This is a genomic window from Kitasatospora kazusensis (assembly GCF_039529945.1).
Lineage (GTDB): Bacteria > Actinomycetota > Actinomycetes > Streptomycetales > Streptomycetaceae > Kitasatospora > Kitasatospora kazusensis.
Genome location: NZ_BAAANT010000016.1, coordinates 39,796 through 55,985, shown reverse-complemented (window position 1 = coordinate 55,985; position 16,190 = coordinate 39,796). Strand labels below are relative to the sequence as shown.

The following is a 16,190-nucleotide window of genomic DNA, read 5'->3' as shown; positions in this document are numbered from 1 at the left end:
CATGGCATGCATCTGTCACCGGTGGGTCGTTTGCTGCCACGATTCCCCCGGCTGCAGATGAGAGGGTCCCCCACCCCCCGGTGCAGCTGTCCCGCGCATGTTCAGCGCCTGTTGCACCGCACCCCTCCGCCCACCAGCGCCAGGGGCCCCCGCTGCGCCGCAACCCCGCGGCCAGGTTCTCTCCACCGCTCGTGAACCCCGCGACCGGTCGGACAAGGAGTCTGCATGTCCCGTTACAGCCAAGCCCGGGTGACGATGGCCGCCCTGGCGACCACGACCGCTCTGCTGGTGACCGCAGTCCCGTTCGTCGCGAACGCCGCGCCGACCGCCCCCGCCGCACAGCAGGCTCTGGCCGGCCGGGCCCAGCTGTTCTCCGACGCCACCCAGCGGAGCGCGTCGATAGCCCAGTCGCTGGGCCTCGGCAGCCAGGAGAAGCTGGTCGTCAAGGACGCGATGGTCGATGCGAACGGCACCCGCCACCTGCGCTACGAGCGTACCTACGGCGGCCTGCCGGTGATCGGCGGCGACCTGGTGGTCCACCAGACCGCGGCCGGCGCCACCAAGAGCGTGGACCGCGCCAGCACCGCTTCGCTGACCGGCCTGAGCATCACCCCGGCACTGGCCGCCCCGAAGGCCGCGGCCGCCGCGATGGCCACCGAGGCCGGCTCCAAGGTCGCCACCGCCCCGCGCCTGGTCGTCTGGGCCGCCAAGGGCGCCCCGACCCTGGCCTGGGAGACGGTCGTCTCCGGCAAGCAGCCCGACGGCACCCCGAGCCAGCTGCACGTGGTCACCGACGCCAAGACCGGCGTGGTGCTGAGCAAGGTCGAGGGCATCGAGACCGACACGGGCACCGGCAAGGGCGTCTTCGTCGGCAGCGTCAACCTGGGCACCACGCTGTCGGGTTCGACGTACTCGCTGAAGGACGCCACGCGCGGCGGGCAGTACACCACCAACATGGCCAACGGGACGTCCGGCAACGGCACGCTCTACAGCAAGTCCACCGACACCTGGGGCAACGGCCTCGCCAGCAACGGCGAGTCGGCCGCCGTCGACGCCCACTACGGCGCCTCGGCCACCTGGGACTTCTACAAGAACACCTTCAACCGCAGCGGCATCCGCAACGACGGTGTCGGTGCCTTCAGCCGGGTGCACTACGACACCAACTACACCAACGCGTTCTGGGACGACACCTGCTTCTGCATGACCTACGGCGACGGCTCGGGCAACACCCACCCGCTGACCGAGATCGACGTCTCGGGCCACGAGATGAGCCACGGCGTCACCGCCGCCACGGCCGGCCTGAACTACTCCGGTGAGTCCGGCGGCCTCAACGAGGCCACCTCGGACATCATGGGCACGATGGTGGAGTTCTACGCGAACCTGCCCGCGGACAACCCGGACTACCTGATCGGCGAGCTGATCGACCTCAACGGCAACGGCACGCCGCTCCGTTACATGGACCAGCCCTCCAAGGACGGCAACTCGGCCGACTCCTGGTCCTCGGGCGTGGGCAACCTCGACGTCCACTACTCCTCGGGCGTCGCCAACCACTTCTTCTACCTGCTGTCCGAGGGCAGCGGTGCGAAGACCGTCAACGGCGTGAACTACAACAGCCCGACGGTCAACAACATCGCCGTCACCGGCATCGGCCGGGACAAGGCCGCGCAGATCTGGTACCGCGCGCTGACCACGTACTTCACCTCCACCACCGACTACGCGGCCGCCCGCACCGCGACCCTCAGCGCGGCCTCCGACCTGTACGGCGCGAACGGCGCCGAGTACAACGCGGTCGCCACCGCCTGGGCGGGCGTCAACGTCGGCTCCGTCCCGACCGGCGGCGTCACCGTCACCAACCCGGGCAACCAGAGCACCGCGCTGAACGGCACGGCCAGCCTGCAGATCTCCGCCACCGGCGGCACCGGCGCGCTGACCTACTCGGCCACCGGCCTGCCGACCGGCCTGTCGATCAGCTCGACCGGCAAGATCACCGGCACCGCGACGGCCGCCGGCACGTTCAACGTGGTCGTCACCGCCAAGGACACCGCCAACAAGTCCGGCACCACCAGCTTCACCTGGACGGTCAGCGGCGGCGGTGGCGGCGGCTGCACCCCGGCCCAGCTGCTCGGCAACGCCGGCTTCGAGACCGGCACCGCCGCTCCGTGGACGGCCTCCTCGGGCGTCGTCGACAACTCCTCCGGCCAGGCCGCGCACGGCGGTTCCTGGAAGGCGTGGATGGACGGCTACGGCTCCACCCACACGGACACCCTCTCCCAGACGGTGACCATCCCGGCCGGCTGCAAGGCGAGCCTGAGCTTCTGGCTGCACATCGACACCGCCGAGACCGGCACCACGGCCTACGACAAGCTGGCCGTGACGGTGAACGGCACCGCGCTGAAGACCTACTCCAACGCGGACGCGGCCGCCGGCTACCAGCAGCGCACCTTCGACCTCTCGGCCTACGCGGGCCAGACGGTCACCCTGAAGTTCACCGGCACCGAGGACTCCTCGCTGCAGACGAGCTTCGTGATCGACGACACGGCGATCAGCACCAGCTGACGCTGAACGTGTGAGCAGGGCCCGGCAGCCGCGGCTGCCGGGCCCCGTCGCGTGCGGGGACGCCGTCCCGGCAGCGGTTCCCGGCCCTGGTTCCTGGCCCTGGTTCCCGGGCCTGTTTCCCGGCCCTGGTTCCTGGGCCTGTTTCCCGGCCCTGGACCCCCGGCCTAGGACGTCGGGGCCGCCACCCGCCCGGCCAGCTCGGCCCCCCGGGCCGTGAGGGCGCCGGGCACCTGGAGCTGCCAGGACGGGCTCTGCGCGATGGCCTGGGCCTGCTCGACCGTCAGCGGCGGCCGGGCCCGGGTCATGAGGCCGTTGGTCCCGCCGACGACCGCGGTGGGCAGGACGCCGTTCGCCACCGCGAACTGCACCGCCACGCCGTCCGGCCGCTGCACCCGGACCTGCTCCTGGTAGACGAGACCGGCCGGCACGGCCTGGCCGACCAGGGTCTGCCGGTCGGCGCCGTCCGGCAGGTGGTCCGCCGTGCAGGCCACGGGATCGGCACCGGCCGGGCGGGGCCCGGCCGGCAGCCGGAGCATCGGGTCGCAGTCGAGCGCCCCGGGCTGCCCGTTCGTCCGCTGCACGGAGACGGTGATGGTGGCCGGGCCGCCGTGCCCGTCGAGGTAGTCCACCGTGAAGCGGACGGAGTCGGCCTGCGGGCCCAGTGGCGGTCCGGAGCGGAAGTTCTTCAGGGTGGCACCGGGCGGCAGCAGGTCGGCGAGGGTCTGCAGCATCGCCGCGCCGGTGACCGGTACGGTGCCGCTCGCGGAGGAGCTGACGTTGAGCGTCGGGCCGACGGCCGGGTGCAGGCCCAGCGCGGTACCGGTGCAGACCAGCGCCGCCAGCGCGACGGCCGACCCGCCGATCTGCGCGCGCCGGCGCCGGCGGAGCCTGCGCCCGCGCCGGTCGGCCTCGGCGACGATGGTGTGGACCGGCGGGCTCAGCCGGTCGGTGCTCTCTTCGAGCATGCGGGTCAGTTCGTGTTCCAGGTCCATGGCCGGGTTCCTCGTCGGTCGGCTTCGGGTCGGGGCTGCGGGCGTGCCGGTGGCGGGGTCAGCGACGGAAGAGGAGTTCGCGGTCCGTGCCGAGGGTCTCCCGGAGCATGGCCAGCGAGCGGGTGTTCAGGCTCTTCACCGCGCCCGCCGAGACGCCGAGCATGTCGGCCACCGCCTCTATCGAGTGGTCCTCCAGGTAGCGCAGGACCACCACGGCCCGGTTCCGTGGCGGCAGCTGGGCCAGCGCACTGGCCAGGGTGAGCCGCAGATCACTGCCGTCGTCGGCGGTGGCGGGCTCGGGCAGCTCGTCCGTGACGATCTCCGACGAGCGCCGCAGCCGCTTCTGCGACAGGTAGGTGCGCAGTAGTACCTTGCGGGCGTACGCGTCCAGACCGGGTTCGTCCCGGCCGCGCCGCAGACGTCCCCAGACCGAGAACATCTTGGCCAGCGTCGTCTGGACGAGGTCCTGCGCCTGATGCCAGTCCCCGCACATCAGGTACGCGACCTGGAAGAGCCGCCGAGCCCTGGTGCTCGCGAACTCCTCGAAGCCGAGTGCCTTGTCCATCCGGTGGTCCCCTGTGTGATCGGTGCTGGTGATGACGTCACCGGTACTAGATGCGGTGGGCCGCCCACAGGTATCACGCGGATTTCGCCGACATCCAACCGTTGCCTTCGGGACCCTTGACGCGGTGTGGGCCTGCTCATAAATTCAGCGCACTGAAAGTTTCCTGCAAGTTTCAATCTTCTTGCAGCAAGCTACTCAGGTGTAACGCTGACCGCCCGTGCCACCCCCACGTCCACGGGCGTAGCAGGCTGCCACCCCAGCCCCCTGGAGACACTGTGGTCACCGATTCCCCCACCCGTCGGCGCGCCCGCGCGGTCGGCGCGCTGAGCGCGTCCGCCGCCCTGCTGCTCTCGATAGGCACCGGCCTCACCCTCGCCCCCGCCGCCAGCGCCGCCCCGCCCGGAGGCAAGGACGTCACCGCCACTCTCTTCGAGTGGAAGTTCGACTCCGTCGCCAAGGCCTGCACCGACACCCTCGGCCCCAAGGGCTACGGCTACGTCGAGGTCTCCCCGGCCGAGGAGCACATCCAGGGTCCGCAGTGGTGGACCTCCTACCAGCCGGTCAGCTACCGGATCGCCGGGCGGCTCGGCGACCGCACCTCGTTCCAGAACATGGTGAACACCTGCCACGCGGCAGGCGTCAAGGTGGTCGCCGACGCGGTGATCAACCACATGACGGCCGGTTCCGGCACCGGGACCGGCGGGACGAACTACACCAAGTACAACTACCCCGGCTACTACCAGGACCAGGACTTCCACTCCTGCCGGCAGCCGATCACCAACTACGACGACCGCTCCAACGTGCAGAACTGCGAGCTGGTCAACCTCGCCGACCTCGACACCGGCAGCGCGTACGTCCAGCAGACCATCGCCAACTACCTGAGCGACCTGGGCTCCCTCGGCGTGGACGGCTTCCGGATCGACGCGGCCAAGCACATCGCCGCCACCGACCTCGCCGCCATCAAGGCCAGGACGAGCAACCCCAACGCCTTCTGGGTCCAGGAGGTCATCTACGGCGCGGGCGAGCCGATCCAGCCCGCCGAGTACACCGGCACCGGCGACGTCGACGAGTTCCGCTCCGGCACCTGGCTGAAGAGCGCGTTCAGCGGCGGCAGCATCGCCTCCCTGTCCAACTGGGGCTCCGGCCTGCTGCCGAGCAGCCAGGCCCGCACCTTCGTCGACAACTGGGACACCGAGCGCAACGGCTCGACCCTGAACTACAAGTACGGCAACACGTACACCCTGGCCAACGTCTTCATGCTGGCCTTCCCCTACGGCTCGCCGAACGTCTACTCCGGCTACGCCTTCTCCGGCAACGACGACGGCCCGCCGGGCGGCGGCACCGTCAACGCCTGCTACAGCGACGGCTGGAACTGCACGCACGCCTGGCAGCCCGTCGCCAACATGGTCGGCTTCCGCAACGCCGTCTCCGGCACCGGCGTGACCAACTGGTGGTCCGACGGCGGCAACGCGATCGGCTTCGGCCGGGGCTCCAAGGGCTACGTGGCGATCAACCACGAGAGCTACCCGGTCACCCAGACCTTCCAGACCTCGCTGCCGGCCGGCAGCTACTGCGACGTCGAGCACGGCGACCCGACGGGCGGCGGCTGCACCGGCACCACGTACACCGTCGGCTCGAACGGCACGTTCACCGCGACGGTCGGCGCCGGTGACTCCGTCGCGCTGTACGTCGGTGCCCCCGGCGCGCCGTCCGCCACCGCCGGTGCGGCGTTCGCGGTCAACGCCACCACGGTGCCGGGCCAGAACATCTACGTGGTCGGCGACAACGCCGCGCTCGGCGGCTGGGACACCAGCAAGGCCCTGCTGCTCTCCTCGGCGAGCTACCCGGTCTGGAAGCTGAACGTCACGATGCCGGCGGGCACCGCCTTCCAGTACAAGTACCTCCGCAAGGAGGCCGACGGCTCGGTGACCTGGGAGTCCGGTGCCAACCGGACGGCCACCGTCCCGGCGAACGGGATGCTGGCGCTCAACGACACCTGGCGCAACTGACCAGCCACGGACAGGGGCGCGGGGAAAGGTCGTCGCCTTCCGATCTCGCGTAGGTCCCCCCACGCGCCCCTGTCCGTGGTCGAGCGGTCGCCTTTCCTCAGCCACGCCCGATGTAGGGCATCGTCGTCGCCATGACGGTCGCGAACTGGACGTTGGCCTCCAGCGGCAGCTCCGCCATGTGCCGCACCGTCCGCGCGACGTCGGCCACGTCCATCGTCGGTTCGGCCGCGATCCGGCCGTCGGCCTGGCGGACACCGGTGCTCATCGCGGAGGTCATGTCCGTCGCCGCGTTGCCGATGTCGATCTGGCCGCAGGCGATCCGGTACGGGCGGCCGTCCAGCGACAGCGACTTGGTGAGCCCGGTGACGGCGTGCTTGGTGGCGGTGTACGCGATGCTGTGCGGCCGCGGCACGTGGGCGGAGATCGAACCGTTGTTGATGATCCGGCCGCCCTGCGGGTGCTGGTCCTTCATCAGGCGGAAGGCCGCCTGGGCGCAGAGGAAGGCGCCGGTCAGGTTGAGGTCCACCACCGCCCGCCAGTCCGCGTACGAGAGCTCCTCGACCGGCACGGGGGCGCCGAACGTCCCGGCGTTGTTGAACAGCAGGTCGAGCCGGCCGAAGCGGGCCGCCGTCTCGTCGAAGAGCGCGTCCACGGCCGCCGGGTCGGTCACGTCGGTCGGGACGACGGCGGCGGGCCGCCCCGCGAGTGCCGCGGTCCCGTGCAGCGGCTCGGCCCGGCGGCCGGCCAGCACGACGCGCCAGCCCGCCGCCGCCAGCTCCAGCGCCACGGCCCGCCCGACACCCGTGCCCGCTCCGGTGACGACGGCGACCTGGCCCGGCGCGGCAAGGGGGGCGGGGCTGGCGTTCATGGCGTGCTCCTCGGGTTCCGCAGGCTGTGCAGACGCCCTCATGATCGCCCATCGGCCCGGCCGGGGGCACTGTAAGAGCGTCCAAGGACCGGTCGGCGGCGGGCGGCTCCGGCTGGTGGGATCCGGGCCCGGGGCCGGCCGGCGGTGTGAGTCTGGTCACGGCCGCGCCGGGCCGTCGGCCGGAGCCCGCCGACGGCCGGGAGACTGCCGCGGGTGTCCGACTCGGCAGCGAGGTGGGCGTTTTCGGTGTGGAGCAGGTGATCACGGGTCCGGGTGCGGCACACCGCGGGTACGACTCCGACCTTCGGCGGGGGTGAACCCCCGCTGATCGGCGGGCATACGGAGGTTTCCACGGTCGGCCGGCAACCTGTGAGGGGTGGTTTCACGTCATAGGATTCGTGAACGGCACGCTGCTCCGAACGGAGTGGTGGCGCCTTCCTGGGGTCGGCTGAAACCGGACGCCCGCGGCAGTCAGGTGTCCGCGTTGGCCGGAACCTCGCGTGCCCCAGCCGCGAACCACAACGGGCCCCGCCAGGGGGCCACCGCCCGGATCGGTCGACCGGGCGTGAGATCGGTCGGAGAGACTCACCGTGCAGCCGCTGTCGCACCCCACCCGTACCCGCGCCGTCCTCGTCGCGGCCACCACGCTCGCCCTCGCCGGGGCCCTGGCCGCCTGTGGTGGCGGCGGCAGCAGCACCGCACCCGCCGTCGACGGGAAGCCGGCCGCGGTCGACAGTCCCAGCGCCCCCGTGAGCAGCGCTCCGCCGAAGCCGACCAAGGTGCTGATGCCGACCGGCCCGGCCACCAACTTCACCAAGGCGCGTGACACGACCGCCGGGCCGATCCTGATGACCACCCTGACGGGCAAGAAGTCCGGCGTCTCCGCCAAGGTCTGGGTCTGGCTGCCGCCGCAGTACAACGACCCGAAGTACGCCAACTACGGCTTCCCGGTGCTCACCCTGTACGCGGGCGGCCAGAGCAACGGCTACAACACCTGGACGGACAACCAGCTGCCGATCCAGGCCGAGGACGCCGACCTCGTCAAGCAGGGCAAGGCGCACCCGTTCATCATGATCATGCCGGTGCAGAACCTGATCAGCGACGAGAACAACGCCTTCGACTGCAGCGACATCCCGGGCCAGCCGAAGATGGGGACCTGGATGGCCGAGGACATCCCGGACTTCGTCCGCGCCAACTTCCGCACCCTCAAGGGCCGCGACAGCTGGGGCGTGATGGGCGCCTCGACCGGCGGGTTCTGCAGCGCCAAGCTGGCCCTGCAGCACCCCGACCTCTACAAGGTGGCCGTGCCGATCGACGGCTACTGGAACCCGGACTCGCACCTCTGGAGGGGCCACGAGGCCGAGCGCCTCGCCAACAGCCCCGACATGCTGGTGGCCACCAGCAAGGCCGACGTCAAGATGCTCGCCACCGCCGCCGGCGGGACGCCGTACGAGACCAACCTGGTGAAGAAGTGGGTGGCCAAGGCGGCCGCCCCGACCACCATCGAGTACTACGAGCAGCCGGGTGGCAAGCACCTGACCTCGGACTTCAAGAAGATGATCCCCAACACGCTCGAATGGCTGACCAAGAACCTGGACGGCCCCGAGAACGACTGATCGTCCGACCCGGGCGCAAAAACGTTGCACCCCGCAGCCCCGGTGCCGCTCTGCGGCGCCGGGGCTGCGGCGCGTCCGCCGGGGGAGTGCGAGAGGGGAGGCGGCACCCTCCGCCACGAGCGGTCCGCGGATCCGCTCATGGCGTACCCGCGCACCGGGCCGCTCGCGGGCGGGCGGTCGTAGAGTGGATCCCCGGCGCCCCCGGGAGGCGGCCGGGTGTCCCGTGCCCGCCGGTGAGGCACCGCTGTTGTCGTACCGGCAGGCTAGAACTGACCTCTGAAGGCACGAGGTCCGCCGAAGGCTCCGTGAATGCCCGGCAGGGCTCTGACCTGCACGTCAATCAGACATTGATTCGATTCTGATGAGCTGTCACCACCCTGGAGATCCGAGTCGGGGTGCTGCGGTCGCAGGATCCGAACCGGCCCAGTCTCAGCCAGTCGTGAAGAGAGTGCGATGCCCAGCTACCTGCTGCCCGTCGAGTCCCCGAAGATCCCCGCCCAGTCGGGCCAGGAGCGCGACGTCCAGCCGGTCGTCGGCCCGATGCCCTTCGCCGGTCTGCGACTCGTGCACGCCGCGCTGCGCCGCGACCTGGCCCGGTTGCCCAACGCCCTGCGGCTGCTCCAGCCGGACGACCTGGCCGGGGCCGAGGCACTGCAGCGGCACTGGGACTTCCTGACGGCGATGCTCACCTGCCACCACGAGCAGCAGGACACCCGCCTCTGGCCGCTGCTGCGCCGCTTCGCGCCCGAACTGCGCCTGCTGCTCAACTGGCTGGAGTCCGACCACCACAACCTCGACCACTCGTTCACCCGGGTCACCACCCTGGTCCGGATCGCCACCCGGGACCCGGCGAGCAGCTGGCCGGTCGCGTACGCCGTCGAGGAGCTGGCGGCGCGGCTGGAGACCCACCTGCGGATCGAGGAGCGCCAGCTGCTGCCCCGGATGACCGGGATCTTCCCGGCGGGATCGCGGATCGGCACCCTGCCCGAGCTGCTGGACCTGCTGCGCGCGGCCGACGGCCCGGCGCCCTCCGACGCGCTGGTCTGGCTGCTGGAAGGCGTGGACGACCGCCAGGTCGACCGGCTGATCGCGGACTGCGACGACGCGACGGCCCGTCAGTGGCCGCACTGGCGCGACACGTACGCGCGCTGCACCGACCTGCTCTGGGGCTCGCAGCTCTGACCCCGCAGCTCTGTCCCGCAGGGCCGCGGCCGGGCTGGTCGGCAGCCCGCGGCCCGGTTCGTGCCCTGCTCCCCGTGCCCTTGCCCCGCCCGTGCCCCTGCCCCGCCCGCGCCCCGGCGGTGCGGCAGGGCGGGCGCGGGCACCTCGAACTCCGGATACCCGTTCGCACGGGGGTGGGCGGGTATCCGGGGCCGCGTCACTCCGGCAGGCGGTTCAGCCAGTTCAGCGGCGTGACGAGGATGACCTCGTCCGGCGAGCCGTCCCACTGCGTCCGCAGCCCGGCCTTGGCCAGCGCCGCGACCACGGCCCGCCCGACCGCGGCGGTCTCCTCGGTCTCCGCGGCCGAGTCGCCCGGGCCGGCCGCGTCCTCGGTGCCTTCGGCGGCCCGGAAGGCGCCGTAACGGAGCGTCAGGCCCTGCCCGGCGGCCGCACGCTCGGTGTCCTGCTCGTGGAAGAACACGAAACCGTGCGAGTCCTCGTCGGCCTCCGCGCCGATCTCGGCGTAGCCGCAGCGGGCGCAGCAGGTGAAGTCCATCTCCGCCACGATGCCCTGGGCCTCCAGCGCGTCGAACGCCTCGGCGAGCCGGTCCACGTCGGTGACCTCGGGCCAGCTCTCCTGTTCGGCGAGCCGGGCCTCCCAGAGCGGGGCGACTATCTCGTCGGCGTGCTCGACGTCCAGCCCCGGGTCGTCGAAGGAGTCGAGCAGTACCTCGGCGACCTCGTCCTGCTCCAGGAAGCCGCAGCGGATCAACTCCCGCGCCCGCTCCTCGGCGTCGCGTACCAGCTCAGGGTCGAGGTCGAGAATGATCTCAGTCATAGCGGCATCCTCCCACCTGCCGGGGACAACCCCTGCCCTTGGTAGCGTCCGTGGATGTCCTCCTTCTTCGAACCACCGTTGCTGAGCAGGCTCCGGGGAGCCGAACGCATCCTGATCGCCGGCGCGGGAGGCGGGTTCGACGTCTACGCCGGGCTGCCGCTCGCGCTGGCGCTGAGAGCGGACGGCCGGGAGGTGCACCTCGCCAACCTGTCGTTCAGTCACCTCTACGGCCTGGACTCCGAGGTGTGGGAGGCGCCGGGGCTCGCCGAGATCCGCCCCGACACCCGCTCGGCGGAGCGGTACTTCCCCGAGCGCACCCTCGCCCGCTGGCTGCGGCTGCACGGCATGCCCGACACTGTCTGGGCCTTCGAGTCGGCCGGGGTCAAGCCGCTGCGCAGCGCGTACCGCGCGCTGGCGGCCCGGCTCGGCGTCGACGCGATCGTGCTGGTGGACGGCGGGACGGACATCCTGATGCGCGGCGACGAGGCCGGCCTCGGGACGCCGGAGGAGGACATGGCGAGCCTCGGCGCGGTGGCGGGGATGCCCGAGATCCCCGAACGGCTGGTGGTCTGCCTCGGGTTCGGCGTCGACGCGTACCACGGCGTGAACCACTCGCTCGTGCTGGAGAACCTCGCCGCCCTCGACCGGGCCGGCGGCTACCTCGGCGCCTTCTCCATCCCGCGCGACAGCCGCGAGGGCGCCCTCTACCTGGACGCCGTCGCGCACGCCCAGGCGGCCTTCCCCGAGCACCCGAGCATCGTCCAGGGCTCGGTGGCGGCCGCCCTGCGCGGCGAGTTCGGCGACGTCCGGTTCACCGACCGGACCAGGCACAGCGAACTCTTCGTCAACCCGCTGATGACGCTCTACTTCGGCGTCACCGTCGAGGCCCTGGCCGCCCGCCACCTCTACCTCGACCGCATCGAGCGGACCTGGCAGACCCGGCAGATCAGCTCGGCCGTCGAGGACTTCCGCGACGGCCTCCCGGCCCGGCGGCCGCCCAGGCAGTTCCCGCACTAGACGGACCGGGCATATCAGGCGACGCGGCACACCGGGCGTGCCAGGAGTACCCGCCGGTGATTTCGGCGGTCGGTACCCGATGGGACGGTCATGGGTGCGCCGTGAGGAATTCACGAATCCCGCCGGGCCCGCCCGGACTTCTTGACCGGCCGCGCAACCCGACCGTAGCGTCTTCGATTGTCAGGATTGCTCAGCTGGAACGGGGAAAGCAGTGCCTGGAAGCCAATTATGGAAGTCGAGCGTCGGGCTCCTCTTCGACCACAGGGCGGAAAAGGGAAAGTCGATGCTTTTCCGCCTCAGTCGTCCGATGGATATCGACCCGGCCGGTCAGACCATTCTCGACGTGGCAGCGATGGCCGAATGCGTGAGGAACACCGCCGGTGCGCTGCACGCGGCCGGGGTCCGCCCCGGCGACCGGTTCGCCGTCTACAAGGAGAACCACTTCGACTGCCTGCTGCTCGCCGCCGCCGGGATCAGGATCGGCGCGATCCCGGTCATGCTGTCGGGGCTGCTGCCCCCCGACTCGGTGCGCCCGCTGCTCCAGCGTGTCGAACCGAAGCTGCTGGTGACCAACCGCAGGCTGCTGGAGGAGAAGGGGAGCGACGGGAGCGCGCTCTCCTCCTTCGCCGACCGGACCCTGTGCCTCGACGGCGGCGTACCGGACGCGCTGGCCCTCGCGGACCTCCTCGGTGGCCCCGACCCCGCCCCCGTCCCGCGCGGCGACGACGAGCTGATGATGCTCACCCACACCTCGGGCACGACCGGGATCCCGAAGCTCATCATGTACACCCCGGAGAAGCTCCAGGGGCAGATGGCCAGGCTGGAATGCCGGCACCTGCCGCCCATCACCTTCGGCCGCAACGACACGGTGGCGATGTTCCTGCCGTACGTGCACGCCCGCTCCTTCACCTGGATCTATTCGGTGCTGACCCTGTCGCCCGCGAAGGTCCTGCTGATGAGCGAGAACGACCCCGAGATCGTCGGCCCGATGTTCCGGCAGCACCGTCCCACGGTGATCGAGGCACTGCCGATCGATTTCCTCAAGCTGGAGAAACTCGCCAAGGAGAAGCAGGACGACGCCTTTTCCTCGGTGCGCATGTTCGTGGGGAACTTCGACGCGATGCACTGGTCGACGATCCGCACCTTCCTGAATTCCTCCCGGCACCGCTTCCCGGTCTGGCGCGAGGGGTACGGGCAGTCCGAGACCGGCGGACTGGGCATGACCGTCATCACGCGGTACCGGGCCAACAAGCGGCGGGACCAGCAGCCGGGGCCCCGCAAGGTGGGCCGGCCGATGCCCGGCTTCGTCCAGCTCAAGGTGGTGGACCCCGAGACGTTCAGCCCGGTGCCGAACGGCCGGCCGGGGATCGTGCTCGCGCGGACGAAGGCCCGGTGCGTCGGCTACTACCAGGAACCCGAACGCTGGAACGAGAAGGCCGTGGGCGAGTGGTGGAACACCGGTGACATCGGCGTCAAGACCAGGACGGGCGCCCTCAAACTGCTCGACCGCGAGGTCAACTACGCGCCCGGGGCGAGCTGCCTGGAGCAGGAGGACGTGATCGTCGACTACCTGCCCGAAGGGCACGACGTGGCGCTGCTCCCCGTGCCCGACGGCCCCCCGGTACCCGTGGTCGCGACCCCCGATGGCCTGCTGGACCGGGGGCACTGGCGGAAGGCCGTGCGCGGGCTGCCCGAAATGGCGGAGCCGATCGTGATCGCCTTCAAGGACATGCCGCGCACCGGCACCGGAAAGATCCTCCGGGAGGAGCTCCGCCGGCGTCACCTGACCGGAGCCGGTCACGTCGGTACCGGCAGGTGGACGTGACCACGGCACGGGTCGACGACGCGGAGCTGAACCTGATGTTCCAGCAAGGTGCCTTCACCGTAGAGCCGTTCACCGAGGAGTCGCGGCTGATCTGGGAGCAGCGCCGGCACGTGGTCTGCGGGATAAGTCCCGGGAACAGTTACTTCCAGCTCACGCTGCTGACGGACCTGCTCGGCTGGCTCTGCGAGGAGTTCGAGCAGGTCGACGTCGTCATCCCGGACTCCGCGCTGGAGCACACCTACCACGCGCTCGGCTACGACCCGCAGCGCGCGGCGAAGAAGACCCGCGGCGAGATCAACGCGCTGGTCAACAGGGTGACCCGGGCCTGGAGGAGCAGTGGCGGACCGAGGGCGGGCGACGGCCTGCACCGGATGTCGGAGCTGGCCTCCGGCGCCGTCTACCGCGCCAAGCTGGCGGAGTGCGAGCGCGCCCTGACCGAGGACGACGCCCTCTGGCAGACCTGCGCCGCGATGAGCCGGGAGGTCTTGGCCGCCAGAGGCCACGACGGGCCGGCCACCGATGCCCAGATCGAGCGGTCGATGCGGTACCTGACCGCCGAACTCCCCTTCTTCCTGGCGTCGAGCGACATCTTCGGCGTGCCGTCCTCGCTGAACTTCTACCACCGGGAACTTCCGCTGGCGGAGCTCGTCTTCTCCGGGAAGTCCCTGATCCAGGCGTCACCCCGACAGGCGTACGCCACCATCCGCCCGGCTCGGTGAGCAGCCGATCCCGAGGCCACGCCACGACGGGTCAGGCAGGGCCGGCCCGGTTGTCGACATTACTGTGAGGGGCTCATGACGCAGTACAACACGCTCGCCGCACGACTGGCCGATATCGAGGAGACCATCGGCTTCTACCGCGACAACGTGGAGTTCCCCTCGTTCTTCCGGGCCCTGGGGCCGGTGCAGGGGAAGCGGGTGCTGGACGTGGGGTGCGGCGACGGCGTCTACGCACGGCTGGTCGCGCAGCGGGGCGCCGGGCACGTGGTCGGGACGGACTCCTCCAGCGAGATGATCCGGCTGGCCGAAGCCGCCGAGGCGGAGCACCCGCTGGGCATCCGGTACCAGGTGCACGACGTGGCGACGATGCCGGAGCTGGGCCCGTTCGACCTGGTCGTCGCCGTCAACGTGCTGCACTACGCGGACGGCAGGGCGACGCTGGACGACATGTGCCGGCGGATCTTCTCGAACCTCGCCCCCGGCGGCAGGCTGCTGGCCTACGTCGGGAACGCGGACTGCGACCCGGACACGGCACGGGAGTTCGGCTACGTGGTGGACCGCCCGGCCGGCATCCGGGAGGGGGAGCCCTTCACCATCACGATCCCCGCGACTCCCCCCGCATCGGTGCAGGTGCACTACTGGCCGGCGGCGACTCTGGCGGGGGCCGTGGAGGCCGCCGGATTCACCCGGATCGGCTGGGAGGAGATGACGCACGCCGCCGTCCCCGCCGACACCGCCGTACGCCTCGGCCGTCTGCTGAAGAGCCCGCTCGGGCTCCTGCTCAGCGCGTACCGGGACTGAACCCGGTGGGGCCCGGCCGGGTCCGAGGACCCCGGCCGGGCCCCACTGGCCCTGTTGGCCCTCTTAGCTTTTGCGGGCGGCCGCGAGGATCTTGACGGTGGTGTGGAAGAAGCGGGCGGTGCCCTGGCCGCCGTACGACTTCGGGAAGGCGGCGGCGGGGTTGGCGCCGAGCCGGCCGTTGCGCAGGTGCATCACCACGAAGGCCGCGCCGGGCGTGGCACCGAGGATGTCCCAGTCGCCCTTGGGGGAGTGGACCGGGAAGACGTAGTCGGCCGGCAGCGGCTCGGAGAGGAAGACCACGCAGAGCCGCAGCTCCGGCGTCACCTCGATGCCCGCGAAGGGGTCGGCCGCGACCAGTTCCTCGACCTCCGCCACCGTCCGCAGCATCACGGGCACCGGGTAGCCGAGGGCCGACTCCAGGTGCTGTTCGATGCGCGCGGTCAGCGCCGCGCGGTCGGTCTCGTCGGTGCCGAAGAAGACGTTGCCGCTCTGGATGTACGAGCGGACGTCGCGCAGCCCCAGCTCGGCGAAGAGTGCGCGCAGCGGCTCCATCTTCACCGTCCGTCCGCCGACGTTGACCGCCCGCAGGAACGCGATGTACGTGGTGTCTGTCACCGGCCCAGTCTGGCGCACGACACGGCGGTCCGGGAATTTGCCGGTGGCCGCTGCCAGACTGGCCGCATGACCAGTTGGCAGGATTTCGAGCAGGAGGCCCCGGACTTGGAGCCCGCCGTCCGGGCCCGCTTCGAGGCCCACCGGCACCACGTGCTGGCCACCCTGCGCAAGAGCGGTGCACCCCGGGTGAGCGGGACGGAGGTCCGGGTGGTCGGCGCCGATCTGACGATCGGCTCGATGTACGGCGCGGTGAAGGCGCTGGACCTGCGGCGGGACGGGCGCTTCGCCCTGCACAGCAATCCGGGTGACGGGACGATGGCGGACGGCGACGCGAAGATCTCCGGTGTCGCCGTGGAGATCGTCGACGAGGTCGAGGTCTCCGCGTACGAGTCGGATCTCCCGCAGCCGCCGCCCGGGCCCTACCACGCCTTCCGGCTCGGCCTGACGGAGGTGGTGCTGACGACCGTCGAGGGCGATCACCTGCTGATCCGCTCCTGGCGTCCGGGCGAGCCGGTGAAGTCGGTCACCCGGGACTGACCGGGCCGGGCCGCGCGGCCGAGCCACCCGGCCGACCGGTCACCCGGCGGCCCGCCGTTCCCGGCTGCCCG

The 16,190-nt window shown here is 71.1% G+C and carries 14 protein-coding genes; 9 read left to right on the top strand and 5 right to left on the bottom strand.

What is annotated here, in order from left to right; translation table 11 throughout:
- Positions 1-225: 225 nt before the first annotated feature.
- A complete protein-coding gene (locus ABD330_RS16000) occupies positions 226-2,556 on the top strand; it encodes a M4 family metallopeptidase (protein ID WP_344465400.1) in 2,331 nt (776 codons plus the stop codon).
- 164 nt (positions 2,557-2,720) lie between these two features.
- Here the strand turns inward: ABD330_RS16000 and ABD330_RS15995 are convergent, their stop codons facing one another.
- Together ABD330_RS15995 and ABD330_RS15990 are read right to left on the bottom strand one after the other, a co-directional pair.
- On the bottom strand, positions 2,721-3,548 hold the full coding sequence (locus ABD330_RS15995) for a hypothetical protein (protein WP_344465398.1): 828 nt from the start codon (positions 3,546-3,548) through the stop codon (positions 2,721-2,723).
- A 58-nt stretch (positions 3,549-3,606) separates the two neighbouring features.
- On the bottom strand, positions 3,607-4,113 hold the full coding sequence (locus tag ABD330_RS15990; RefSeq protein WP_344465396.1) for a SigE family RNA polymerase sigma factor: 507 nt from the start codon (positions 4,111-4,113) through the stop codon (positions 3,607-3,609).
- A 275-nt stretch (positions 4,114-4,388) separates the two neighbouring features.
- Here ABD330_RS15990 and ABD330_RS15985 point away from each other — a divergent pair, with 275 nt between their 5' ends.
- A complete protein-coding gene (locus ABD330_RS15985) occupies positions 4,389-6,122 on the top strand; it encodes a carbohydrate-binding module family 20 domain-containing protein (RefSeq protein WP_425555546.1) in 1,734 nt (577 codons plus the stop codon).
- A 97-nt stretch (positions 6,123-6,219) separates the two neighbouring features.
- Here ABD330_RS15985 and ABD330_RS15980 read toward each other — a convergent pair whose 3' ends face one another.
- A complete protein-coding gene (locus ABD330_RS15980; protein WP_344465394.1) occupies positions 6,220-6,990 on the bottom strand; it encodes an SDR family oxidoreductase in 771 nt (256 codons plus the stop codon).
- A 590-nt stretch (positions 6,991-7,580) separates the two neighbouring features.
- On the opposite strand from ABD330_RS15980, the gene ABD330_RS15975 reads away from it, so the two are divergent.
- Together ABD330_RS15975 and ABD330_RS15970 are read left to right on the top strand one after the other, a co-directional pair.
- Positions 7,581-8,606: an alpha/beta hydrolase gene (locus tag ABD330_RS15975; RefSeq protein WP_344465392.1), complete on the top strand. Its 1,026-nt coding sequence runs from the start codon at positions 7,581-7,583 to the stop codon at positions 8,604-8,606.
- Between the two features lie 453 nt (positions 8,607-9,059).
- Positions 9,060-9,788, top strand: coding sequence for a hemerythrin domain-containing protein (locus tag ABD330_RS15970; RefSeq protein ID WP_344465390.1), 729 nt, complete (start codon positions 9,060-9,062; stop codon positions 9,786-9,788).
- 196 nt (positions 9,789-9,984) lie between these two features.
- Here ABD330_RS15970 and ABD330_RS15965 read toward each other — a convergent pair whose 3' ends face one another.
- Entirely contained in the window at positions 9,985-10,605 is a 621-nt protein-coding gene (locus tag ABD330_RS15965; protein WP_344465388.1) for a DUF6891 domain-containing protein, read from the bottom strand.
- A gap of 54 nt (positions 10,606-10,659) precedes the next feature.
- On the opposite strand from ABD330_RS15965, the gene ABD330_RS15960 reads away from it, so the two are divergent.
- The 4 genes from ABD330_RS15960 to ABD330_RS15945 all read left to right on the top strand — a co-directional run bounded on the left by ABD330_RS15960 (position 10,660) and on the right by ABD330_RS15945 (position 14,967).
- Complete coding sequence (locus ABD330_RS15960; protein ID WP_344465386.1) at positions 10,660-11,622, top strand: DUF1152 domain-containing protein; 963 nt, start codon at positions 10,660-10,662, stop codon at positions 11,620-11,622.
- A 307-nt stretch (positions 11,623-11,929) separates the two neighbouring features.
- Positions 11,930-13,447: a class I adenylate-forming enzyme family protein gene (locus tag ABD330_RS15955; RefSeq protein WP_344465384.1), complete on the top strand. Its 1,518-nt coding sequence runs from the start codon at positions 11,930-11,932 to the stop codon at positions 13,445-13,447.
- A complete protein-coding gene (locus ABD330_RS15950; protein WP_344465382.1) occupies positions 13,444-14,166 on the top strand; it encodes a tRNA-dependent cyclodipeptide synthase in 723 nt (240 codons plus the stop codon). The genes ABD330_RS15955 and ABD330_RS15950 overlap by 4 nt, the downstream gene beginning before the upstream one ends.
- A gap of 75 nt (positions 14,167-14,241) precedes the next feature.
- Complete coding sequence (locus ABD330_RS15945) at positions 14,242-14,967, top strand: class I SAM-dependent methyltransferase (protein WP_344465380.1); 726 nt, start codon at positions 14,242-14,244, stop codon at positions 14,965-14,967.
- 63 nt (positions 14,968-15,030) lie between these two features.
- Here the strand turns inward: ABD330_RS15945 and ABD330_RS15940 are convergent, their stop codons facing one another.
- Complete coding sequence (locus ABD330_RS15940) at positions 15,031-15,582, bottom strand: DUF1697 domain-containing protein (RefSeq protein ID WP_344465378.1); 552 nt, start codon at positions 15,580-15,582, stop codon at positions 15,031-15,033.
- Positions 15,583-15,648: 66 nt separating this feature from the next.
- Here ABD330_RS15940 and ABD330_RS15935 point away from each other — a divergent pair, with 66 nt between their 5' ends.
- A complete protein-coding gene (locus tag ABD330_RS15935) occupies positions 15,649-16,119 on the top strand; it encodes a pyridoxamine 5'-phosphate oxidase family protein (protein ID WP_344465376.1) in 471 nt (156 codons plus the stop codon).
- The last annotated feature ends 71 nt before the right edge of the window (positions 16,120-16,190 follow it).